This window comes from Sphingomonas trueperi, from assembly GCF_011927635.1.
Classification (GTDB): Bacteria; Pseudomonadota; Alphaproteobacteria; order Sphingomonadales; family Sphingomonadaceae; genus Sphingomonas; species Sphingomonas trueperi.
In genome coordinates this window covers 41,558-64,216 of sequence record NZ_JAATJB010000013.1, presented here as the reverse complement: position 1 = coordinate 64,216, position 22,659 = coordinate 41,558, and the positions used below count along the sequence as shown (strand labels likewise).

The 22,659-nt window shown below is 68.6% G+C and carries 23 protein-coding genes; 4 read left to right on the top strand and 19 right to left on the bottom strand.

Translation table 11 applies throughout. The features are described 5' to 3' along the window. Nucleotides 1–71 precede the first annotated feature (71 nt). From guaA to GGR89_RS17450, 12 genes are all read right to left on the bottom strand, one after another. Nucleotides 72–1,631 (bottom strand): glutamine-hydrolyzing GMP synthase, encoded by a 1,560-nt coding sequence (gene guaA / locus GGR89_RS17505; RefSeq protein ID WP_125972541.1) that lies wholly within the window; start codon nucleotides 1,629–1,631, stop codon nucleotides 72–74. A gap of 49 nt (nucleotides 1,632–1,680) precedes the next feature. Beyond that, nucleotides 1,681–2,382 (bottom strand): YoaK family protein, encoded by a 702-nt coding sequence (locus GGR89_RS17500; protein WP_125972539.1) that lies wholly within the window; start codon nucleotides 2,380–2,382, stop codon nucleotides 1,681–1,683. Between the two features lie 11 nt (nucleotides 2,383–2,393). Then, a complete protein-coding gene (locus tag GGR89_RS17495; RefSeq protein ID WP_241217794.1) occupies nucleotides 2,394–3,854 on the bottom strand; it encodes an alginate export family protein in 1,461 nt (486 codons plus the stop codon). Next, a complete protein-coding gene (locus tag GGR89_RS17490) occupies nucleotides 3,847–4,272 on the bottom strand; it encodes a DoxX family protein (RefSeq protein ID WP_125972537.1) in 426 nt (141 codons plus the stop codon). The genes GGR89_RS17495 and GGR89_RS17490 overlap by 8 nt, the downstream gene beginning before the upstream one ends. 2 nt (nucleotides 4,273–4,274) lie before the next feature. Then, entirely contained in the window at nucleotides 4,275–5,150 is an 876-nt protein-coding gene (locus GGR89_RS17485; protein WP_125972535.1) for a VOC family protein, read from the bottom strand. A gap of 152 nt (nucleotides 5,151–5,302) precedes the next feature. Further along, nucleotides 5,303–7,156 carry an amidohydrolase gene (locus GGR89_RS17480; RefSeq protein ID WP_125972574.1) on the bottom strand — a complete coding sequence of 618 codons (1,854 nt, stop codon included), beginning with the start codon at nucleotides 7,154–7,156 and terminating at the stop codon, nucleotides 5,303–5,305. A gap of 89 nt (nucleotides 7,157–7,245) precedes the next feature. After that, a complete protein-coding gene (locus GGR89_RS17475; RefSeq protein ID WP_125972533.1) occupies nucleotides 7,246–7,494 on the bottom strand; it encodes a XapX domain-containing protein in 249 nt (82 codons plus the stop codon). Between the two features lie 26 nt (nucleotides 7,495–7,520). Further along, complete coding sequence (locus GGR89_RS17470) at nucleotides 7,521–8,360, bottom strand: alpha/beta fold hydrolase (protein ID WP_125972531.1); 840 nt, start codon at nucleotides 8,358–8,360, stop codon at nucleotides 7,521–7,523. Nucleotides 8,361–8,448: 88 nt separating this feature from the next. After that, complete coding sequence (locus GGR89_RS17465) at nucleotides 8,449–9,105, bottom strand: hydrolase (protein ID WP_125972529.1); 657 nt, start codon at nucleotides 9,103–9,105, stop codon at nucleotides 8,449–8,451. A 245-nt stretch (nucleotides 9,106–9,350) separates the two neighbouring features. Then, a complete protein-coding gene (locus tag GGR89_RS17460; protein WP_125972527.1) occupies nucleotides 9,351–10,013 on the bottom strand; it encodes a response regulator in 663 nt (220 codons plus the stop codon). Between the two features lie 68 nt (nucleotides 10,014–10,081). Next, complete coding sequence (locus GGR89_RS17455) at nucleotides 10,082–10,663, bottom strand: M17 family peptidase N-terminal domain-containing protein (protein ID WP_209092338.1); 582 nt, start codon at nucleotides 10,661–10,663, stop codon at nucleotides 10,082–10,084. Nucleotides 10,664–10,776: 113 nt separating this feature from the next. Continuing rightward, nucleotides 10,777–11,337, bottom strand: coding sequence for a helix-turn-helix domain-containing protein (locus GGR89_RS17450; protein WP_125972525.1), 561 nt, complete (start codon nucleotides 11,335–11,337; stop codon nucleotides 10,777–10,779). A gap of 255 nt (nucleotides 11,338–11,592) precedes the next feature. Between GGR89_RS17450 and GGR89_RS17445 the strand changes: the two genes are divergently transcribed. Both GGR89_RS17445 and GGR89_RS17440 read left to right on the top strand, forming a co-directional pair. After that, nucleotides 11,593–12,564 carry a FecCD family ABC transporter permease gene (locus GGR89_RS17445; RefSeq protein WP_125972523.1) on the top strand — a complete coding sequence of 324 codons (972 nt, stop codon included), beginning with the start codon at nucleotides 11,593–11,595 and terminating at the stop codon, nucleotides 12,562–12,564. Next, on the top strand, nucleotides 12,555–13,337 hold the full coding sequence (locus GGR89_RS17440; RefSeq protein WP_125972521.1) for an ABC transporter ATP-binding protein: 783 nt from the start codon (nucleotides 12,555–12,557) through the stop codon (nucleotides 13,335–13,337). Before GGR89_RS17445 ends, GGR89_RS17440 begins: the two co-directional genes overlap by 10 nt. Here the strand turns inward: GGR89_RS17440 and GGR89_RS17435 are convergent. From GGR89_RS17435 to GGR89_RS17425, 3 genes are read right to left on the bottom strand one after another with little or no spacing between them, the layout of a single operon-like run. Beyond that, the gene (locus GGR89_RS17435; RefSeq protein ID WP_125972519.1) at nucleotides 13,334–14,128 is read right to left on the bottom strand and encodes a LysR family transcriptional regulator; all 795 of its coding nucleotides are present in this window, start codon (nucleotides 14,126–14,128) and stop codon (nucleotides 13,334–13,336) included. The genes GGR89_RS17440 and GGR89_RS17435 overlap by 4 nt on opposite strands. Beyond that, the gene (gene apaG / locus GGR89_RS17430; RefSeq protein WP_125972517.1) at nucleotides 14,125–14,529 is read right to left on the bottom strand and encodes a Co2+/Mg2+ efflux protein ApaG; all 405 of its coding nucleotides are present in this window, start codon (nucleotides 14,527–14,529) and stop codon (nucleotides 14,125–14,127) included. The genes GGR89_RS17435 and apaG overlap by 4 nt, the downstream gene beginning before the upstream one ends. Continuing rightward, nucleotides 14,526–15,734 (bottom strand): trans-sulfuration enzyme family protein, encoded by a 1,209-nt coding sequence (locus tag GGR89_RS17425; RefSeq protein WP_125972515.1) that lies wholly within the window; start codon nucleotides 15,732–15,734, stop codon nucleotides 14,526–14,528. Before GGR89_RS17425 ends, apaG begins: the two co-directional genes overlap by 4 nt. A 118-nt stretch (nucleotides 15,735–15,852) precedes the next feature. On the opposite strand from GGR89_RS17425, the gene GGR89_RS17420 reads away from it, so the two are divergent. Both GGR89_RS17420 and GGR89_RS17415 read left to right on the top strand, forming a co-directional pair. Further along, complete coding sequence (locus GGR89_RS17420; protein ID WP_125972513.1) at nucleotides 15,853–17,157, top strand: phospholipid carrier-dependent glycosyltransferase; 1,305 nt, start codon at nucleotides 15,853–15,855, stop codon at nucleotides 17,155–17,157. 84 nt (nucleotides 17,158–17,241) lie between these two features. Further along, nucleotides 17,242–18,357, top strand: coding sequence for an NADH:flavin oxidoreductase (locus GGR89_RS17415; RefSeq protein ID WP_125972511.1), 1,116 nt, complete (start codon nucleotides 17,242–17,244; stop codon nucleotides 18,355–18,357). A gap of 124 nt (nucleotides 18,358–18,481) precedes the next feature. Here GGR89_RS17415 and GGR89_RS17410 read toward each other — a convergent pair whose 3' ends face one another. The 4 genes from GGR89_RS17410 to GGR89_RS17395 all read right to left on the bottom strand — a co-directional run bounded on the left by GGR89_RS17410 (nucleotide 18,482) and on the right by GGR89_RS17395 (nucleotide 22,543). Continuing rightward, nucleotides 18,482–19,582 carry a glycosyltransferase gene (locus tag GGR89_RS17410; RefSeq protein WP_125972509.1) on the bottom strand — a complete coding sequence of 367 codons (1,101 nt, stop codon included), beginning with the start codon at nucleotides 19,580–19,582 and terminating at the stop codon, nucleotides 18,482–18,484. Continuing rightward, nucleotides 19,579–20,631: a 3-isopropylmalate dehydrogenase gene (leuB, locus tag GGR89_RS17405; protein ID WP_125972507.1), complete on the bottom strand. Its 1,053-nt coding sequence runs from the start codon at nucleotides 20,629–20,631 to the stop codon at nucleotides 19,579–19,581. Before leuB ends, GGR89_RS17410 begins: the two co-directional genes overlap by 4 nt. Nucleotides 20,632–20,689: 58 nt before the next feature. Then, a complete protein-coding gene (gene recO, locus GGR89_RS17400; protein ID WP_125972505.1) occupies nucleotides 20,690–21,421 on the bottom strand; it encodes a DNA repair protein RecO in 732 nt (243 codons plus the stop codon). A 72-nt stretch (nucleotides 21,422–21,493) separates the two neighbouring features. Next, a complete protein-coding gene (locus GGR89_RS17395; protein ID WP_125972503.1) occupies nucleotides 21,494–22,543 on the bottom strand; it encodes an NAD(P)-dependent alcohol dehydrogenase in 1,050 nt (349 codons plus the stop codon). Between the last annotated feature and the right edge of the window lie 116 nt (nucleotides 22,544–22,659).

The following is a 22,659-nucleotide window of genomic DNA, read 5'->3' as shown; positions in this document are numbered from 1 at the left end:
AATTATCTTTATGTTTCAATGTATTATGGCGTGCCAGAGCGTACAAAAGGATACTACCGGAGGGGTAAAAATCATTCCCACTCGATCGTCCCGGGCGGCTTGCTCGTATAGTCGTAGGTCACCCGGTTCACGCCGCGCACCTCGTTGACGATGCGCGTCGCCACCCGCGGGAGGAAGCCGGCGGGGAATTCGAAGGCCTCGGCGGTCATGCCGTCGATCGAGGTCACCGCACGCAGCGCCAGCACGCTGTCATAGGTGCGGCCGTCGCCCATCACGCCGACGCTGCGCACCGGGGTGAGCACCGCGAAGGCCTGCCAGATCGCGTCGTAGAGCCCGGCATTGCGGATCTCCTCGAGATAGATCGCGTCGGCCTTGCGCAGGATGTCGCAGCGTTCCTTGGTGACCTCGCCGGGGATGCGGATCGCCAGGCCGGGCCCCGGGAACGGATGGCGGCCGACGAACACGTCCGGCAGCCCAAGCTCGCGGCCCAGCGCGCGGACCTCGTCCTTGAACAGCTCGCGCAGCGGCTCGACCAGCTGCATGTTCATCCGCGCCGGCAGGCCACCGACATTGTGGTGGCTTTTGATCGTCACCGACGGGCCGCCGGTGAAGCTGACGCTCTCGATCACGTCCGGGTACAGCGTGCCCTGCGCCAGGAAATCGGCGCCGCCGATCTTCTTCGCCTCGGCCTCGAACACGTCGATGAAGGTCTTGCCGATGAACTTGCGCTTCGCCTCGGGGTCGGTGACGCCGGCGAGGCCGCCGAGGAATAGTTCCTCCGCGTCCACATGGACGAGCGGGATATGGTAATGCTCGCGGAACATGGTGACGACCTGATCGGCCTCGCCGGCGCGCATCAGGCCATGGTCGACGAACACGCAGGTCAGCTGGTCACCGATCGCCTCGTGGATCAGCACCGCAGCCACCGCGGAATCGACGCCGCCCGACAGGCCGCAAATCACCTTGCCGTCGCCCACCTGCGCGCGGATCTCGGCGATCTTGGCGGCGCGGAACTCGGCCATGGTCCAGTCGCCCGACAGGCCGCAGACATGGCGCACGAAGTTCGCCAGCAGCTTGGCGCCGTCGGGGGTGTGGACGACTTCCGGATGGAACTGCATCGCATAATAGCGCCGCTCGTCATTGGCGATCACCGCATAGGGTGCGCCGGGGCTCGCCGCGACCGGGCGGAAGCCCGGGGCCAGGTTCGCCACCTTGTCGCCATGGCTCATCCACACCTGGTGGGTTTCGCCGGTCTGCCACAGGCCGTCGAACAGCGCACAGCCATCGGCGATCTCGATAAAGGCGCGGCCGAACTCGCCGCTGTCGCCCAGCACCACCTGGCCGCCCAGTTGGTGCATCATCACCTGCTCGCCGTAGCAGATGCCCAGCACCGGCAGGCCACTGTCGAAGATCTCCTGCGGGACGCGGGGGCTGCCCTCGTCGAGGACCGAGGCGGGCGAGCCGGAGAGGATGATGCCCTTGGGCTGCATCCGGGCAAAGGCCTCGGCGGCGGTGGTGAAGGGGGCGATCTCGGAATAGACCCCGGCTTCGCGAACGCGGCGGGCGATCAGCTGGGTCACCTGGCTGCCGAAATCGACGATCAGGATGGAGTCGGTGTGCTGGAGCGTCATGGCTGGCCGATAGGGAGCGATCGCCGGGCTGTCAAAGGGGTGCGGACGATCAGGGCCGCAACGGCTCGGCAGCGATCGGATGGCGCACACAGGCGAGCGTGCCGACCAACACGGTAAGCCCCGCCACCAGCAGCGGAATCGCCAGGCCGTAGCGGTTGACCAGTACCGCGCCGAGGAACGCGCCGAGCAGGATCGCCACCACCGCCGCAAGCCGCCGCCCGATATTGGGGTTGCGTCCGCCGGCGAAGTGCGAATCGGCGGCGATGCCGGTGAGCGTCAGGGTGAGTACGGTGGTGGTGATGTCGGGCACCTTGAGCTGGCGGATCGTGGCGTTGCGGAAGCCCATCGCGATCGCGGTCAAGGCGATGATCGCGAACACGCAGGTCTCCGGCAGGATGCCCATCGCGCCGGCCCAGGCGGCGACGCCCGCGGCCACGCCGAAAAGCGCCGCCTCGGTCACCGCTGCCAGCACCAGCCAGCGCCGCAGCGGCTGCCCGGCGAGATGCGCGCCAACCTTGCCCGCCACCAACGCGCCGACCAGGAAGGATGCCAGCGCCACGATATAGGGCGCGATGGTGAAGCCCGGCGTGCCCGCCGCCGCGAAGCCGAGGAATACGATGTTCCCGGTCATGTTGGCGGTGAACACCTTGCCCAACCCGAGCACGCTCACCGCATCCACCAGCCCGGTGGTGACGGACAGCAGTAGGAGCAGCGGCGGTAGCGGGGAAGCGGCGGTCTTGGGGTCGGCCATGGCGGGGGTCCTCAGAATCGGAAATTGCCTTCCAGGCCGATCATCCGGATCGGACGGGGCGCGCCAGCCTCGCGCAGGAAGCGGCCGGCCTGGAAGAAGGAAATCGAGGCGGAAAGCTCGAGCTCGGAGGTCGCCTGCCAGGCGATGGCGCCTTCAATCTGCTTGCCGATGAAGCGAGCGCGGCTGGCGCCGGGCGCGCGGAGCAGGTTGCCGGGGATGTCGTAGACGCCGTCCGCCCTGCTGTAACGCCAATAGGCGCTGCCGGCGATGCTGGCGGAGACGCCCTTGCCCAGCGTGCCGGCGATGCGCGGGTTGAGGTTGATCAGGTTGTACGGGCCGACCGGCGACAGCTCGCCGAAATATTTGCCCTTGGGGAACAGCGCGTTGAACGTGCCCAGCCGGCGATCCCCGGCATGGCCGTCGCCGCTGATCACGTTGAAGCGCAGCACCGCGTCGGGTGCGAAGGGCAGGCTTGGCCGCGTGCGACCAAGCTCGGTGCCGAGCGTCCAGGCGGCGATAGGCCCATCGGCGAAGCGACCGAACTGGGCGACGCCCTCGATATTCCAGTGCCAGTCGTCGCGGGTGCCATAGACGCGCGCGCCGAAGCTGTGGCGCAGCTCGCGGCCGGTGCGGGTGCCGAACTGCGCGGTGCGGTTGCGATAACCGAGATAATAGAGGTCGATGCCCGGCAGCACCGCATAGGCGCCCCAGAGCCGCTTGGTCGGAGAAGTGCGGTCGTCGAAGGTCCCCGGCCGCGGTGCCACTGGCCCGACGGCGAGCAGGCTGATCCTGGCCTGGCCCACCGCAACGATCCCGCGCACGCCGTCAAAGGCGAGCGGCACATTGGGGCCGTAGCGCGTGCCGATCAGCCGTTCGGTGCCGAGTGACAGCATCTGCCGCCCGCCGCGCAGGGTGACCGCACCGAGATCGAGTTCGGCAAAGCCCTGGAGGAGGTCGGTTCGGGTCTGGTCCACGGGGCTCGCGGCGGGGCGGACACCGGCGGCATAAGCGAGGATCGGCTGGGCAAAGGCGCGGACGCGGCCGATATGGAGATCGGCATAGGGCAGCGCGCGGGTCCAGAGATACGCGTCGTCCGGCGAGGTCGCGTTGCCCAGGGCGTTGTTGGCGAAGGATTCGCCGCGCAGCCGGACTTCGATGCCGGTGGAGAGCCACGCATCGCCCCCGAGGGGGAGGTATTTGGACGGTCCGGTCCAATGGTGCGCGCGCTTCTCGGCATCGGCGAGATCGGACCAGTCCTCGTCATAGCGGGTGATGCTGAGCGTCGGCGCCTGCCAGGGTTCGGGGGCGGGCACGACTTGTCGTGAATCCGCAGTCTGCGCTCCCCTCCCGCTTGCGAGCTTCAGGCCGGTCAGGCCCCCGGCCTGACCGGCCTGAAGCTGGGTCGGGGGAGGGGCGGACGGCAGTTGCGCGGCGGGCGCCACCAGCACCATCGCCGCGGCGAAGCTAGCCACGCCGCTTGGCCTGCTCCGCCACCAGCGCCGCGAGGACGAAGCCGCCGATCAGGCCGAGATGCTCGAAGAAGGCGTTGGTCGCGCCGAACCGCTCGGGGCCCGGGGGCATCGTCCAGAAGGCGTTGGCGGTGAAGGCGGCGAGCAGGGTGAACACCCCCAGCATGCCCGCCCCCAGCCAGATCCAGCGGCCGGTGAGGATCAGCACCGGCCCGATCAGCTCCACCGCGATGGTCAGCGCCGCCCAGAGCGCGGGCGGGTGCATGCCGAAATGCGCCTGCTCCGCCACCGCCCCCTGCCAGTCGGCGAGCTTGACCAGTCCGCCGAGCAGATAGGCGCCGACCAGCAGCAGCCGGGCGAGGAACCAGGTCGGCCGCCAGTCGAGAATGGCGTCGACGAAGCGCGGATCCGGCGTCGCCATGGTCACTTGGCCGGGGCGCTGTGGATCTCGGCGATATAGCCGCCGGGGAAGCGCACGATCGCCGCGCGCCCACCGGCTGCGGCGTAAGGCTGCACCAGCGTCTCGACGCCGGCGGCCTTGGCCTTGGCGAGCGTCGCGTCGAGATCGGGCACCGCATAGCCGGTCATGTCGCGACCATAGGGCCAGGGCAGCAGGCCGTCGGTGACGAACACCACCATCTTGCCATAGCCGCTGGTGATCGAAATGCGGCGGATCGTCTTGCCGGGCTCGCCGACCTCGGCACCGGGTGCGGCGCGGTCATCGGCGGTCACCGTGCCCCTGGTATAGCCGACCCAGCTCTTCACGAAGCGATCGGCGACGTCCTCGGTCAGGTAGATGCGGTTCTCGGGCACCGTCTCGAGCGGCGTGTAGCTGGGTTTGGTGGTGTGCCAGTAGAGCTGCATGTTCACGCCGCCCGGCCACTGGATCAGCGAGTCACGGCCAATCGGATCGGGGAAGGTCACCAGCCGGCGGACCGCGCCGTGCTGCAGGGCGGCCTTCACTGCGGCGTCGATGTCGGTCACCAGATAGCCGGTGCGCTCGTCGCCGAAGGGGAAGGGGATCGGCGTCTTGAACCCGAATACCGAGACGGTGCCGGCGGGAGTCAGCACCAGCTGCGACTTGGTAAGGCTGGTGGTGGGCGTCACCTGAAACACGCCCTGCTTGCTCGTCGTGCCGCCGAAGGTGCCTACGAAGCTGGTGACGAAACTGTCGAACTGGTCTTCCGGCACATAGACGTGGGTGGTGTCGTATTGCGGACCGACCGAATAGTCGGCGGTCTGCTGGGCGAGCGCCGGGGTTGCGATGACGAGGGCGGAGGCGAGGAGGAAGCGGCGCATGGCGAAACTCCTGGAGGGATCGCTCCCCTCCCGCTTGCGGGAGGGGCTGGGGGAGGGAATGACATGGAAGAAGCGCTGAGGCGGCCCAGCCCCACCCCTAGCCCCTCCCGCAAGCGGGAGGGGAACGCAGGTGGATGGGGCAGCCCCCTGCATCACACCGCCCAGCAGCCGCAGCCGAGCGCGCCCCAGAAGCTCTGCACGTCGGCGGCGGGCACCTGCGCGCCGAGTGCTGCGGCATGGTCGTGGCCGTGGACCGAGCAGCTGCTGTGGCAAGCGCAGGCGGAGGCGAACTGGGCGCGGGTCTCGGGCGACTGGTGATAGCCGCCGAAGGTCGCGACCGGCGACCAGTCGGGCATCGGGCGGGGCAGCGCGGGCGCGAGCGGGGCATAGTCGCCATCGCCATGCACGACCTGCCCGCCGAGCAGCGTCAGCACCGAACGGATATGGACGATCTGGTCCTCGGGGACGGAGAAGTAATCGGCCGAGAGCACCGCCAGGTCGGCCAGCTGGCCGGCCTTGATCTGGCCCTTCTTGCCGACTTCGTTCGAGAACCAGGTATTCTCGTGCGTCCACATGGCGAGCGCCTTTTCGCGGCTGACGCGGTTGGCGCCCGGATAGAGCTTGAGCCCGCCCACCGTGCGGCCGGTCACCAGCCAGCTGAGCGACACCCAAGGGTTATAGCTCGCAACGCGGGTCGCATCGGTGCCCGCGCCCACCGGCAGGCCGGCGGCGAGCATCTTGGCGATCGGCGGGGTGCGCTCGGCGGCCTTGGCGCCGTAGCGCTCGACGAAATACTCGCCCTGATAGGCCATGCGATGCTGCACGGCGATGCCGCCGCCGAGCGCTGCAATGCGATCGATATTGCGGTCGCTGATCGTCTCGGCATGGTCGAAGAACCAGTGGATACCGGTCAGCGGAATGTCGCGGTGGACCTTCTCGTAGACGTCGAGCGCGCGACCGATCGTCTCGTCATAGGTGGCATGGAGGCGCCACGGCCAGCGATGCTCGGCGAGCAGGCGGATCACCGGCTCGAGATCGCCTTCCATGGTCGGCGGCATGTCCGGGCGGGCGACGCGGAAATCCTCGAAGTCGGCGGCGGAGTAGACGAGCATCTCGCCCGCGCCATTGTGGCGATAGCTGTCGTCGCCCTGCCCCGGCGTCACCTGCTTCACCCAGCCGGCGAAGTCGGCCAGCTCTTCCTTGGGCTTCTGGGTGAACAGGTTGTAGCTGATCCGCACGGTCAGCTGGCCGTCGGCGTGGAGCTTCTCGATGATCTTGTAGTCGTCGGGATAGTTCTGGAAGCCGCCCCCTGCGTCGATCACGCCGGTGACGCCCAGGCCGTTCACTTCGCGCATGAAATGGCGGGTGGAATTGAGCTGATAGTCTTGCGGAAGCTTGGGCCCCTTGGCGAGCGTCGAATAGAGGATCGTCGCGTTGGGCTGGGCGAGCAGCAGGCCGGTGGGGTTGCCCGCGGCATCGCGGACGATCTCGCCGCCCGGCGGGTTCGGCGTGTCCTTGGTATAGCCCACCACGCGCAGCGCCGCCGCATTGAGCAGCGCGCGATCATAGAGGTGGAGGATGAACACGGGCGTATCGGGCGCGACGGCGTTGAGCTCGTCGATCGTCGGCAGCCGCTTCTCGGCGAACTGGTGCTCGGTGAAGCCGCCGACCACGCGCACCCATTGCGGCGCAGGCGTGTTGTCGACCTGGCGCTTGAGCATCGCCATCGCGTCGGCGAGGCTGGGCACGCCGTCCCAGCGCAGTTCCATGTTATAGTTCAGGCCGCCGCGAATGATGTGCATGTGGCTGTCGATCAGCCCCGGGATCACCCGGCGGCGATGCGCGTCGATCACCTGCGCGCCCGGTGCGGCGGCGGCGCGGACCTCCGCTTCGCTGCCCACCGCGAGGAACTTGCCGTCGCGGATCGCGATCGCCTCGGCCACCGGGTTCTCCCGGTCGAGCGTCGTCACCTGGGCGTTGACGAGGATCAGGTCGGTAGCGGGCATGCGGGCATTCCTTGCGAAGATCGGGGCAGGCAGCAGCGCACCGGCGGCGGTGGCGCCGGCGGCTGCAAGGGTCTGGCGTCGGGTGAGGCTCATGCCTGGTCGTCGGGCTTCTTGACCGGCACGCCGAGGATCTGCTCGGCGCAATCGGTGCGGATGTACGCGACGACGTCGCGGTCGGCGAACAATCGCTTCACCACCGGCACCACCTGCTCGCCGACGAGCATGCCGAGCAGGCCGATCAGCGCGATCGTGGGGGGGGCCGGCGAGCGGACGCCGAGGAGGCTGTAGATCACCCCGACCAGCAGGCCGACGGCAAGCGAGATAAGATAGGGCTTCATCTGCAGATCCTCCCCGGCGCGGTCGATCAGCCGCGCACGAAGGCGAGCAGGTCGGGGTTGATGACGTCGGCATGGGTGGTCAGCATTCCGTGCGGGAAGCCCGGGTAGATCTTCAGCGTCGGGTTCGGCAGCAGCTTGGCCTGCAGTTCGGCGCCCTGGTGGTACGGCACCACCTGGTCGTCGTCGCCGGCGAGCACCAGCGTCGGCACCGTCATCGCCTTCAGGTCGGCGGTCTGGTCGGTTTCGGAGAAGGCCTTGATGCCTTCATAATGGGCCTTGGCGCTGCCCATCATGCCCTGGCGCCACCAATTGTCGATCACGCCCGGATAGACCTTGGCGCCCTCGCGGTTGAAGCCGTAGAACGGGCCGGCGGCGACATCGCGGAAGAACTGCGCGCGGTTGTCCGCGGTGCCCTTGCGGAAGCCGTCGAACACGCTGATCGGCAGGCCGTTGGGATAGGCTTCGGTCTTCGCCATGATCGGCGGCACGGCCGCGACCAGCACCGCCTTGGCGACGCGGCCCTGCGGGATGCCGTACTTGGCGACATAGCGCGCGACTTCGCCGCCGCCGGTCGAGTGGCCGATGTGCACGGCGCCCCGCAGGTTGAGGTGCTCGGCGACGGCAGCGGCGTCGGCGGCATAGTGATCCATGTCGTGGCCGTCGCTCACCTGCTGCGAGCGGCCATGGCCGCGGCGGTCATGCGCGACGACGCGGAAGCCGTGCTGGAGGAAGAACAGCAGCTGCGCATCCCAATCGTCCGACGAGAGCGGCCAGCCATGGTGGAACATGATCGGCTGGGCATCCTTGGGGCCCCAATCCTTGAAGAAGATCGAGACGCCGTCCTTGGTGGTCACGGTGGAGGTCATGGGAGCATTCCTTGGTCGTTGGGGGCAGGAAAAGGGGGTGGGCCCGGCGACGCTGGAGAGGGCGCGCGCCACCGGGCCCGGGGGCAACTCAATGGCCTTCGGAGGCGCCGAACATCGTCTTGGCGTAGGTGACGCCGAGGCCGTAGGCGCCACCCCACTGCTTCGCGATGCCGGTGGTCGAGTCGTAGGTCTCGGCGCGCGCCCAATCGCGCTGCAGCTCGAGCAGATACTGGAGCGAGGTCATCGGCACGGCGCCCAGCTGGATCATCCGCTCGACCGCGCGCTCATGCGCTTCGGTGGAGATGTCGCCGCAGGCATCGGTGATCACATAGGCCTCGAAACCCTGGTCGATCGCCGAAGCGACCGGACCGACGATGCAGACGCTGGTCCAGAGCCCCGCGAACACGATGCGCGGCTTGGCGATACGGTTGACTTCCTCGATCACCGCCGCGTCTTCCCAGGTGTTCATCGAGGTGCGGTCGAGCAGCTTCTGGCCCGGGAACGCATCGGTCACTTCGCTGAACATCGGGCCCGAGAAGCTCTTCTCGGCGACGGTGGTGAGGATCGTCGGCACGCCGAAGGACTTGGCGCCGCGGCTGATCAGTGCGGCATTGTTGCGCAGGATCGTCGCGTCGATCGACTTGGTGGCGAAGGCCATCTGCGACTGGAAGTCGATCAGCACGAGCGCGTGATTGGTCGGCGAGATCAGCGACTTGCCCGGCGTGGCGGTGGCGGTGAGGGTCATGGTGCGGCTCCTGTTGCTGCCGGGGTCCGGCAGGGTTGGGTGCAGAATAGCCGGCGCTCATTTTCCGAAAATTCGGATAAACTTGCTTCTACCGTTCCATTCTTTTGAACAGTCGGCAGTCTCGTGTCGCGCGGCAGAGGCACGTGCGGCAGCAGACCGCCGCCCGCAGCCCTAGGCGGTCGCGGTCACGCAGGTATTGGACGGGTTTGATGCGATCGGGGGCAGCCTCGCGCGCCCCGATAGACTCAGAGTTCGATCAGCCCGCGCTTGGCCGCGATCGTCACCGCATGGGTGCGGTCATTGGCGCCGAGCTTGGCGAACAGGGCCTTCATATGGCCCTTCACCGTCTCTTCGGAGAGCGCGAGCCGGGCGGCAATCTGCTTGTTCGAATTGCCCCAGGCAGCCAGCGTCAGCACCGAGACTTCGCGCTCGGTGAGATCCTCGTCCAGCACGTGCAGCGCGATCGCGGTCGCCACGCTGGCATCGAGATGCTTGCCGCCATGATGGAGCGAGCGGATCGCCTCGAGCAGCTGGTTGCGCAGGCTGGCCTTGAGCAGATAGCCCATCGCGCCGGCGCGCAGCGCCTTGATCGCACGACCATCGCCCGAATAGGTGGTCAGCACAAGGATCCGCGCGTGCGGCGACGCGGCGCGGATCGCGGTGATCGCCTCCAGGCCGGACATGTCGGCCATCTGCAGGTCCATCAGCACCAGGTCGGGCTGGAGCCGGGCAAAGGCCTCGATCGCCTCGGCCCCGCTGCTCGCCTCGCCGGCAATCTCCATGTCAGGCTGGGTGGAAACGACCGCGCGCACGCCCTCGCGCAGCAGCATGTGATCGTCGACCAGCAGGATGCGGATCGGCGCGGTGCCGCGTGTCGGCGCACGCCCGCTGGAAACCCTGGTTAACATCGTGAACGCACCAACTCCCGGACAGAGCGCGCAGCATAGCAGCTTTGGTGGCGCGGCGCACCCATGGCTCAGCGCCAGGCCATCAGGGTTTCGCGAAGCGCGGCGGTGGTTTGGGCGGCAGCGCCGTTGCGAATGTCGAAGGTCCACCGCATCGGGAACGCCTCCGCGTCATGCGCATCGATGGCGGCGAGCGCGCCGCGCATCATCGCAGCAGCACTGGGCGCGACCAGCGCTTCGGGCAGATCGAGTTCGGACCAGCCGAGCAGGCAGCCGACCGATGCAGCCCCGATCCGCAACGCCGAACGCATCGCCAGGCCGGTGAGATTGCCAACGGCCTCCGGCTTGGCACGCAGCGAGGTGCCCATACCGATCAGCATCAGCGTCGCCGCATGGATGGGCGCCGCCGGCCGGGTGAGCATCAGCGTCTCGCCGAAGCCGCCGGTGAAGATCCCGCCCTCGCGCAACCGGGACAGCGTGCCGTGCAGCGCGTGATCGACCGCCTCGGCACCACCACGGTGCGCGCCGGCCAGGTCCTTTTCGAGCATGCCGACGACAAGCAGGTCATCCTCGGCTGCCAGGGCGTCGATCTGCGCCACGGCGAACGACACGCCCCGCCAGGCGCCGATCGCCAGCGATTGCCTGTTCTCCATCCCGCCGCTGCGCTCCCTGCCCCGAAAGCCCCTCCGAAACGGCGCCGTGCTGCACGCCGTACAGCCCGGCTGCCCTGCCCGGGCCACCCTTGTCTTGAAGAAATCTGCTGCCTTCAGCCACCCTGCTGCCAGGCGCGGCGCCAGACGAGCGGCGTGGTGCCGACCAGCCGGCGGAACAGCCGGGTGAGGTGCGCCTGATCGCTCAGCCCGCAGGAAAAGGCGATCTGCGACAGCGTGTCGCGGGTATCGCGCATCAGCAACTGGGCGCGGCGGATGCGCTGGCGGATGATATAGGCGTGGGGCGTCTCGCCCGTGCTGATCTTGAAGGCACGGCAGAAATGGCCGGTGCTCAGCTGCGCCACTTCCGCCAGCGTGGAGGTGAGGATCGGTCCCTGGAGATAGGCGTCGACATGCGCGGCGACGCGGCGAAGCTGCCAGCCGGCAAGGCCGCCCTTGGCGACGCCGTCGGCCCGCATCAGCCCGTCAGGCAACAGGTCCGCGGCCGCATCGGCATCGGGCGTGACGAGCAGGCTCGACAGCCGCTCCAGATAGCGCCGGGCGAGCGGCGGGTCCTCGTCGAGCGACCGCATCGCACCCGCCAGCAGCGCGGTGAGTTCGGGGGCTCCGCCCGTCTGGGCCGGAGCAGCAACATCGATCAACGCCTGGTGGTACATGGTTCCATCCCGTCTTGCCGGGTGGACTGTCGCGCAGCCCGAAGCATGACGGAATCGAACGTCCGCACGGCAGGACATCGCTTTGATTTGGGGTGACTATACCAAGGTTTGGGGTCACACCGCCCCGTCGCAGGCGCACGCGTCCCGCAAGGTTTCGATAGGCGCGCGCGACCGAAATGCTATGGGCGCATCCATGCCGATCGCCCACGCCCATTCTGCTGCAGCGCGCCCGTGCCAAAGAGCGAGCTTCGCGTCATGAGCCGGATCGCGCTCAATGGCGGGCTGGCGCTGCTGGTCGCGCTGCTGTTCGCCGGATCACTGATGGCGGGCAAATTCTGGGTGCCGCCCAGCGCCTGGTTCAGCCCCGATCCGCGCTGGTGGATCATCGCCGAGCTGCGCCTGCCCCGTGCGATCCTGGGCCTGGCGATCGGCGCGGCGCTGGGGCTCTCGGGCGCGGTGTTGCAGGGCTTTCTGCGCAATCCGCTTGCCGATCCGGCGGTGGTCGGCGTCTCCTCCAGTGCGGCGCTAGGCGCGGTTGCCGCGATCGTGCTGCTAGGGAGCAGCGCGCCGCTCGTCCTGTTCGGCTGCGCGATGGCGGCGGCGTGCGGATCGATGCTGCTGCTCGCCGGGCTCGCCTGGCGGGCGGAGAGTGCGGTCGCCTTCATCCTCGCCGGCACGGTGCTCGCCAGCCTGGGCGCGGCGCTGACCAGCTTCCTGATATCGATCGCGCCCAATCCCTATGCCACCGCCGAAATCCTCGACTGGATCATGGGCGCGCTGACCGACCGCAGCTATGCCGAGGTGCAACTCGCCCTGCCGTTCATCGCGATCGGCTGCGGGCTGCTGTTCCTCACCGGCCGTGCACTCGACGCGCTGACGCTGGGCGAAGCGGCCGCACGCTCGATGGGCCTACGGTTGGAGCGGACGCAGCTGCTCGTCGTGCTCGGCACCGGGCTGGCAGTGGGCGCGAGCGTGGCGGTGACCGGCATCGTCGGCTTTGTCGGACTGATCGTGCCCCATCTGCTCCGCCCGCTCACCGGCGCCCGGCCCTCGGCGCTGCTGCTGCCCAGCGCGCTCGGCGGCGCGGCGCTGCTGCTGGCGGCGGACAGCCTGGTGCGGCTCTCCCCCGGCCCCAGCGAAGTGCGCCTGGGCGTCGCGATGGCGCTGCTCGGCACCCCCTTCTTCTTCGTGCTGCTCCTCAAGCTCCGGCGGTCGACATGGAACTGAGCGTTTCCGATCTTGCGGTCAGCCTCGGCAAGCGGCGGGTGCTGCACGGGATCGACGCGGTGCTGCGGCCCGGCAGGGTCACCGCGATCCTCGGCCCCAACGGCTCGGGCAAGTCGACGCTGGTGCGCACGCTCGCCGGGCTGCTCGATCCCGATACCGGGCAGGTAAAGCTCGGTGGCAAGCTGCTCGCCCGGCTGGAACCACGCGAGCGTGCCCGCCGGATCGGCTATCTGCCGCAGGAAGCGACGGTGCACTGGGATCTGCGCGTCGCCGATCTGGTCGCGCTCGGTCGGCTGCCGCACCGCGCCCCCTTCGCCGGCCTTTCCGCCGAGGATCTCGCGGCGATCGATACGGCGATCGAGACCACCGCGATCGGTCCGCTCGCCGATCGGCTGGTCACCCAACTTTCCGGCGGAGAGCGCGCCCGCGTGCTGCTCGCGCGGGTGCTGGCGGGGCAGCCGCAATGGTTGCTCGCCGACGAGCCGCTGGCGAGCCTCGACCCGGTCCACCAGCTGGACCTGCTCGATCGCCTGCGCGGGCTGGCCGCCACCGGCATGGGCGTGGTGATCGTGCTCCACGATCTGGTCCAGGCTGCCCGCGCGGCGGACGACGTGCTGTTGCTCCGCGACGGCCGTACGGTGGCGTTCGGGCCAGCCGAGACCGCGCTCGCCCATCAGCCGCTGCGCGACGCCTTCGGGGTGGAAGTGATGGTGATCGGCGACGATCAGGGCCGGCTGCTGCCGGTGCCGATCGGGCGGACCAAAACCGCCTAGCCGCCCAGCACCTCGACCAGCGTCTGCACCTTCTTCTGCCGCCATTGGGGCAGCGGCGCGACCAGCCAATAACCGAGCCGCGACGCCTTGGGCTCGCCGACGACGGCGACGCGGCCGCCCTCGATATCGGCGCGCGCCAGTAGCTCGGGCACGGTCGCCCGGCCCAGCCCCTGCGCCGCCGCGTCGATCGCGAGGCCGGCATCGGCAACGCGGACCAACGAGCCGGCATCCTCGGCCATGCAGCCGGGCCAGGAAATCCGCACGTCGATGCTGCCGCCGCCGGGCCGCTCGACCGTGACCATCCCGTCGCTTTCCAGCGCCTCACCCTCATGCTCGCCGGGCCCCTCGCCCCAGCGGATCGCCAGGTCGAGATTGGCCTCGGTGAAGTCGAGCGCGTCGTCGGCCGGGACCAGCACGAAGCGCAGGTCGGGATCGGCGCGGGCGATGTCAGAGAGCCGCGGCATCAGCCATTTGGCGGTCAGGTCGCGCGGCGCGGCGATGGTCAGCGACTTGGAGGATTGCCCCGCCTGCATCGCGCGCACCGCTTCCTCGAACTGGAGGAAGCCGTTGCGCAGCGCGGTAAGCCCGCTTTCCGCCTCGGGGGTGAGTTCCAGACCTTTAGTGGTGCGACGGAACAGCACGACGCCGAGGGTATCCTCCAGCGCGCGAATCTGCTGGCCGACGGCGGCGGGGGTCACCGCCAGCTCGTCCGCGGCGCGGGTGAAGGACAGATGGCGCGCGGCGGCGTCGAGCACGCGCATGCCGTTCAGGGGAAGATGGGTACGCTTCACTGTTCGCCCGCCACCGCCGGTGCGACCAGCGCGAAACGCGGGATGGTCACGTCGAACGCGTCGCCGTCCTCGTCGATCATGTGGTAGCTGCCCTGCATCGACCCCGTCGGCGTCGAGAGCGGGCACCCCGAAACATAGTCGAAGCTGCCGCCGGGCGCGATCATCGGCTGTTCGCCGATCACGCCCTCGCCCTCCACCGTGTGGCGCAAGCCGCGCCCGTCGGTGATGATCCAGTGACGGGTGAGCAGTTGCACCGCCACCGGGCCCTCATTCTCGATCCGGATGTGATAGGCCCAGAACCAGCGGCCGCGACGCGGCTCGGATTGTTCGGGCAGATACGACACCGAAACGCGGACGACCACGCCGCGCGTCGTCGCCACGTCGGTGAAGAGCGCCTTCACAGTCCGGCGCCTCGCAGCGCCTGATCGAGATCGGCGATCAGGTCATCGGCGTCTTCGAGACCGACATTGATGCGGATCATGCCTTCGGTGATGCCCATCTCCAGCCGCTTTTCCTCGGCGAGGCCCGAATGGGTGGTCGAGGACGGATGCGTCATCAGCGAGCGCGAGTCGCCGATATTGTTGGAGATGTCGATCAGCTCCAGCCCGTCGAGCAGCGCGTGCGCCTGGGCGCGGCCGCCATCGACTTCGAAGCTGAAGATCGGGCCGGCCGCCGCCATCTGGCGCATGAACAGCGCGTGCTGCGGATGGCTGGGGAGCGCCGGGAAGTTCACGCGGGGCACGCGCTGCTCGAGGAAGGTGCCGACCTTCACCGCATTCTCGCTCTGGCGGCGGATGCGCAGGTCCAGCGTCTCCAGCCCCTTCAGCACCACCCAGGCGTTGAACGCGCTCAGCGTCGGCCCGGTGTTGCGGGTGAAGGGCAGCAGCGTGTTGATGATGAAGTCCTCGGACCCGCAGACCGCGCCGGCGAGCACGCGGCCCTGCCCGTCCATCATCTTGGTGGCGGAATAGGCGACCACGTCGGCGCCGAAGTCGATCGGCCGCTGGAGCGCGGGCGTCGCGAAGGCATTGTCGACGACGGTGACGATGCCGTGCTTGCGGGCGATCGCGCAGACGGCTTCGAGGTCCACCACGTCCATGGTCGGGTTGGCGGGCGTCTCGAAGAAGAAGAGCTTGGTGTTCGGACGGATCGCGTCCTCGAACTGCTGCGGATCGCGCGCGTCGATCGTCGTGGTGGTCACGCCGAAACGCGGCAGCAGGCTGTCGGTCAGCCAGCGGCACGAGCCGAAGGCGGCGCGGCCCTGGACGATATGGTCGCCCTGGCTCACCTGACAGAGGAGCGCCGCGGTCATCGCCGCCATGCCGGTCGCCATGGTGCGGCACGCCTCCGCGCCTTCGAGCAGGGCGATGCGCTGCTCGAGCATCTCCACCGTCGGGTTCTGCAGGCGCGAATAGGTCATGCCCGCCTGTTCGCCGGCGAAGCGCGCGGCGGCATCGCCTGCGCAATCATAGGCATAGCCCGAGGTGAGGAACAGCGCCTCGCTGGTCTCGCCGAACTCGGAGCGCGCGGTGCCGCCGCGCACCGCCTGAGTCGCGGGCTTCCAATTGCGGGTGACGCTGGGATCCTGTCCGGTACGACGCTTCATGGGCGCTGCTTTGCGGCGCTTGGGGGCGGCGCGTCAACCTTTAGCACCAAGATCCTTCTCCGGGACGGGGAGGACCTGCCCTATTCCGCTCGGCGCGCGCCTCGGCTAGGCCTGCCCCATGCGTCTCCGCCCATCGGCTCTCGCCACCCGTCCCGGGCTCGTCGCCCTCCTCCTCGGCCTTGCCGCGCAGCTGCTGTTCACGCTGCACATCGACCAGCCGGGTCAGATCATGTTCGACGAGGTCCATTATGTCCCCGCCGCCAAGTCGCTGATCGAGCTCTCGAGTCCGCGCAACACCGAGCATCCGCTGCTCGGCAAGGAACTGATCGGCGCAGGGATGGACCTGCTCGGCGACAATCCGTTCGGCTGGCGGCTGATGCCGACGCTGGCGGGCACCGCCACGGTGCTCGGCATCTTCGCCTTCCTCTGGATCCTGATGCGCGGGCGGATGCGCGTGGCGGTGACCGGCGCGGTGCTGGCGATGCTCGACCAGAGCCTGTTTGTCCAGGCGCGCACCGCGATGCTCGACGTGTTCCTCGGCGCCTTCCTGCTATGGGGCATGGTGTTCCTGCTCTGGGCAATGCACGGCACCCGCGGGCAGGTGCGTTGGCGCTGGTGCGCCGGCGCCGCGCTGCTGGGCCTCGCCACCGCCGTCAAATGGGCGGCGGCGCCCTACATCGCCGTGTTCGGACTGGCGCTAATCGCCGTCCGGTTGCGCGACACCCGCCGCGCCCGCCGCCCGATCGCCGCCGCGTTCTTCTCGGGCGACCAGCCGCACTGGCAGGGGCTGTCGACGCTGGCGGCGCTCGTCCTGCTCGGCGCGATCAGCATCCCCGTCTATTTCGCCACCTTCGCACCCACCTTCTTCTACCTGACCGGCGCGACCGACGGCCTGCGCGGGCTGCTCCACCTCCAGCGCGAGATGTACGCGGCGCAGACTCAGGTGCTTCCCCACCACAATTACCAGTCCGAATGGTGGAGTTGGCCGCTGATGCTGCGGCCGATCTGGTTCTTCTACGAATGGGATCACGGCGCCCAGCGCGGCGTACTGCTGATCGGCAACCCGGTGATCATGTGGGGCGGCCTGATCGCGGTGCTCGCCAGCTATGTCCTGTGGTTTCGCACCAAGGCGTGGCGCCCCCTGGCGCTCGCGCTGCTCTGGACCTTTTCGGTGGCGATCTTCGCGATCATCCCCAAGTCGCTGGGCTTCTATTATTACTACCACCTTTCGGCACTCTTCCTGTGCATGCTGCTGCCGGTGACCTTCCACCAGTTCGACCGGCTGCGCGCCAAGGGCTGGGAGGAATGGTATCTGGCACTGGCGCTGGTCTGCTTCGGCTATTTCTACCCGATCCTCTCTGCCGCGCCGCTCCATGACACCCAGAGTTACACCTACTGGATGTGGCTCCCGAGCTGGCGGTAAATTGTTGCGCGGCCGCACGGCCATCTTGAACGGTGCGCGGCAGTCGCTAGCTTCACATCAGTTTCAAACCGCAACGGAGCCCCCATGACCGCGTCGACCGACGTCCTCTTCCGTCCGTTCCGCATCAAGTCGCTCGATCTGCCCAACCGGATCGTGATGGCGCCGATGACGCGAACCTTCGCGCCCGAGGGCATCCCCGGTGCGGCCAACGCCGCCTATTACCGCCGCCGTGCCGAGGGCGATGTCGGCCTGATCCTTTCTGAAGGCACGGTGATCGACCGTCCGGCCTCCCGCAACCATCCGGGCATCCCCTTCTTCCATGGCGATGCAGCCCTTGCCGGCTGGAAGACGGTGATCGAGGCGGTCCATGCCGCGGGCGGCAAGATGGCGCCACAGATCTGGCACACCGGCTCGACCAGGGCCCAGACCGACTGGGTGCCCGCGGTCGACGTCGAAAGCCCCTCGGGCGTCGTCGCGCCGGGCAAGCCGCGGGGCGTGGCGATGACCGAGCAGGACATCGAGGCGACGATCGCCGCCTTCGCCAAGGCCGCGGCCGATGCCAAGCGGCTCGGCTTCGACACGGTCGAGATCCACGGCGCGCATGGCTATCTGATCGACCAGTTCTTCTGGGCCGGCACCAACACCCGCGAGGACGGCTATGGCGGCGCAACCCTGCCCGAGCGTTCGCGCTTCGCGGTGGAGGTGGTCAAGGCGGTGCGCGCGGCGGTGGGCCCAGACATGCCCGTGATCCTGCGCCTCAGCCAGTGGAAGCAGCAGGACTATAGCGCCCGTCTCGCCACCACCCCGGACGAGATGGCCGCCTGGCTGCAGCCGCTGGTCGATGCCGGCGCGGACGTGCTGCACTGCTCGCAGCGCCGCTTCTGGGAGCCCGAGTTCCCCGAGATCGACGGCGAGAACGGCCTCAACTTCGCCGGCTGGGCGAAGAAGCTCACCGGTGCCGCGACGATCAGCGTCGGCTCGGTCGGCCTGTCGGGCGAATTCATCGCGGCGTTCGGCGGCGAAACCTCGCAGCACAGCGACCTCGACAAGCTGGTCGAGCGGATGGAGCGCGACGAATTCGACCTGATCGCGGTCGGCCGCGCGCTGATCAGCAATCCGGACTGGGCGAAGAAAGTCCGGGCGGGCGCGGGCCAGGAACTGAAGGGCTTCAGCCCGGCAGCGCTGGCCGAGCTGGTGTAATACACGAACTTGAGCCCCTCCCCTTCAGGGGAGGGGCTGTGTTTCACATAGACCAACCAACGTTCTGGAATCCCTCCACCCCCAACCCCTCCTCCAAGGAGGGGGGCTAGTAGCTAGTCCGGACTCAATACCGCCCCCAAACAAACCGCGACGACAGCGCGAAATTCCACACCGCCGCCACCGCGATCCCGGCCAGCGCGGACAGCCGCCAGTCGCCATGCTGGACATTGTGGAGGAAGGCCGCGAGCCCGACATTGGCCGCCGCCCCCACCGCGCAGACCAGGCAGAAGCTCACCCAGCCGCCCAGCAGCGCCGCGCCCTTCAGCCGCCGTTCGCGATAGGTCAGCGCGTTGTTGAGCAGATAGTTGAAGGTCATCGCCACGATCGTCGCGACGATGGTGCCGGTGACGAAGGGCAGCCCGCCCATCCGGAACAGCAGGAACAGCACCGCGAGATGCACCGCCGCGCCGATCGCGCCGATCGCCGAGAACATCGCGAAGCGCACCGGCACGACCTTGCCGAACATCCGGTCGTACAGTGCGATCAGATATTCCATCGCCACGACGTAATCGAGCTTGCTCTCGCCCTCGGTGCGGACCCGGAAGGTGTAGGGCAACTCGCGGAAACGCAGCGGCCTTGGACTCGCGGTCATGATGTCGAGCAGGATCTTGAAGCCGATGCCGGACAGCACCGGCACCAGCCCGCGCGCGATCTCGCTGCGGATCATGAAGAAGCCGCTCATCGGATCGGTCAGGTCCGCCTTCAGCACCTGGCGCGACAGCTTGGTCGCGAACGCCGATTTGGCGACGCGCTCGCTGTCCCACTCGCCGGTGCAGCCGCCCTCGCAGAAGCGCGAGCCGATCACCACGTCGAGGCTCGCATCGGCCTGCAGCGCGTCGAGCATCTTGGGCAGCAGCGTCTCGTCATGCTGCAGGTCGCCGTCGATCACCGCCACGCAGGGCGCCGCCGTAGCGCACATGCCTTCGATACACGCCGAGGAGAGGCCGCGCCGCCCGATCCGCTGGATCACGCGCACGCGCGGATCCTCCCGGCCGATGGCGCGCGCGGCATCGGCGGTCCCGTCGGGGCTGTCGTCGTCGACGAAGATCGCTTCCCAGGCGCGGCCGGCAAGGGCCGCGTCCAGCTTGGCGATCAGGAGGGGAACATTGGCGCGTTCGTTAAAGGTGGGGATAACGACCGCAAGTTCGAGCAGAGTATCGCTCACTGAAGCTCCAGCAGCACCGCGTCCCCCATCGCGGACGTTGAAAGATTGCCCCCGAGATCGGCCGTCCGGGCGCCCTTGGCGAGCGCTGCGGCAACCGCTTTTTCGATTCGTTGCGCCGAGGCTTCGTCGCTCAGCGAGTGCCGCAGCAGCATGGCCGCGGACAGGATGGCCGCGCAAGGATTAGCCTTGCCCTGCCCGGCGATGTCCGGCGCGCTGCCGTGGATCGGCTCGTACATGCCGTTCGCGCCGGACCAGGCGGCGAGCGACGCCGAGGGCAGCATGCCGATCGAACCGGCGCACATGCTCGCCTGATCGCTGAGGATGTCGCCGAACAGATTGCCGGTGACGATCACGTCGAATGCTGCCGGCGCGCGCACCAGCTGCATCGCGGCATTGTCGACATACATGTGCGTCAGCTCGACCTCGGGATAGTCGGCCGCCATCGCGGTGACGACGTCGCGCCACAGCTGCGAGGTTTCGAGCACGTTGGCCTTGTCGACCGAGCAGAGCTTCCTGCGGCGGCGCTTGGCCATTTCGAAGCCGACGCGGGCGATCCGCGTCACTTCCGCCTCGTCATAGCTCATCACGTCATAGCCCTGGCGCAGGCCGTCGGGCGTGGTGCGATGGCCCTTCTCGCCGAAATAGATGTCGCCGATCAGCTCGCGGACGATGACGATGTCGAGCCCGTTCACCACCTCGGGCTTGAGCGGCGAAGCATCTTCCAGGCCGGGGAACAGGGTGGCCGGGCGGAGATTGGCGAACAGGCCCAGCGCCTTGCGGATACCGAGCAGCGCGGCTTCCGGGCGCAGGTGGCGCTCCAGCTTCTCGAAGCGGGGATCGCCGATCGCGCCGAACAGTACGGCATCGGCGCGCTTGGCGAGCGCCAGCGTGTCGTCCGGGAGCGGGTGTCCAGCGGCGAGATAGCCGGCGCCGCCGACCGGCGCTTCCTCGAAGCTGAGGCCGAGATCCAGCGCCTCGAGCACCCGGCGCGCCTCGCGCGTGACCTCGGGGCCGATCCCGTCACCCGGCAGTACAGCAATCAACGGCATTCCGATCCCCACGCTAGCAGCATGTCCTGAGAGGCGCGCTTAGCCGCCCTGGGGGTCTTCATGCAACCGCCCGCAACAATCGGTCGACCAGCCGGGCGCGCGCCGCCATCAGATCGGCGCCGCGGCCGATCAGCAGGTCGCGCGCGAGGAAGTGGCCGGTGAGGCGCAGGCCGGCCAGGATATCCTCCCAGTCCGCCGCACCGCCTGCGGTGAGGAAATCGGGCAAGGCGAGCAGGCGATTCTCATAGCCCAGCGCCCCCGCCCGGCTCACCGCGATCCCGCTCTTGGGGCTGACATAGGCCAAGTCCTCGCTCGCTCCGGTCGCCGCGCACCGTTCCAGATCGAGGCCGAAGCCGAGCTCGGCGAGCAGCAGCAGCTCGTAGCGCACCAGCGCCACCGCCCAGCCGCGCGCGGCGGGTGCGGCTTCGATCGCGTCGAGCACGCCGCCCAGCGCGGCATGGAGGCGAGGATAGGGCAGCCCCTCGGGCAGCGTCGCGGCGGTGAGCGCGGTCACCCAGGCGAGCGCGGCGGCGGGCAGCGGCTCGCCGAACATCGGGGCGCGGCTGTGGAGGAGCTCGACGGTGAGCCCGGCGAGCTGCTCCTCGGTCCGCGCGCGCCATTCGCCCTGGATGAGGTTCGCCGGCTGGAGCACCGGCCGCAGCGCCCGCGAACGGCCGCCGCGGACATAGCCGGGCTGGACGCCGTCGTTTTCGGTCAGCGCCCGCACGATCGCGCCATGTTCGCCGTGGGCGCGAACGCTGAGCAGGATGGCTTCGGCGCGAAGATGCATCGCGGCGATGTAGGGTGCTGGCGGCGGAAAGGGAAATCACGGGGGCGACGCAGATGCCGCCCCCGCCGGGCCTCAGCCCATCGACGCGATGTCGATGACGAAGCGGTACTTCACGTCGCTCTTGAGCATGCGCGCATAGGCGGTGTTGATCTCGTCGGCGCGGATCATCTCGATGTCCGCGACGATGCCGTGCTCGGCGCAGAAATCGAGCATCTCCTGCGTCTCGGCGATGCCGCCGATCAGCGAGCCGGCGATCGAGCGGCGCTTGAAGATCAGCGCCGCAACGTTGGGCGAGGGGTGCGCATGCTCGGGCACGCCCACCAGCGTCAGCGTGCCGTCGCGCTTGAGCAGGGTGGTGAAGGCGTCGAGATTATGGCTGGCGGCCACCGTGTTGAGGATGAAGTCGAAGCTGCCCGCGTGCGCCGCCATCGCCTCGGCATCGCGCGACACGACGACATCGTCCGCGCCCAGCGCCAGCGCATCGGCGCGCTTGCTCTCCGAGGTGGTGAAGGCGACGACGTGTGCCCCCAGCGCATGCGCCAGCTTCACGCCCATATGGCCGAGCCCGCCGATGCCGACGATGCCGACCTTCTTGCCCGGACCGACCTGCCAGTGGCGGAGCGGCGACCAGGTGGTGATGCCCGCGCACAGCAGCGGCGCGACCGCGGCAAGATCCTCCTCGCCATGCCCGACCTTGAGCACGAACTTGTCGCTGACGACGATGCGCTGCGAATAGCCGCCCAGCGTATGGCCGGGGGCGTCCGGCGTCGGGCCGTTATAGGTGCCGACGAAGCCGTTCTCGCAATATTGCTCCAGCCCCTCGTCGCACGAGGCGCAATGCTGACAGCTGTCGACCATGCAGCCGACGCCGACCACGTCGCCCACCGCGAACTTGGAGACATGCTCGCCGACCGCGCTCACCCGGCCGACGATCTCGTGGCCCGGCACGCAGGGGTACAGCGTGCCGTCCCATTCGGACTTCACCTGGTGAAGGTCGGAGTGGCAGACGCCGCAATAGAGGATGTCGATCTGCACGTCGTGATCGCCGGGCGCGCGGCGCTCGATGTCGATCGGTTCGAGCGGCTTGTCGGCGGCATAGGCGCCATAGGCTTTGGTGGCCATGGTTCGGGTCCCCTTGGAGGTAAGAAACTGCAGGGCCATGTGACCCTCGCCGTCAACATGGGGCCGCGCGACAATAGCGATTAGGCGCTGGTATCTGCATGCAGTACTGAATAGGG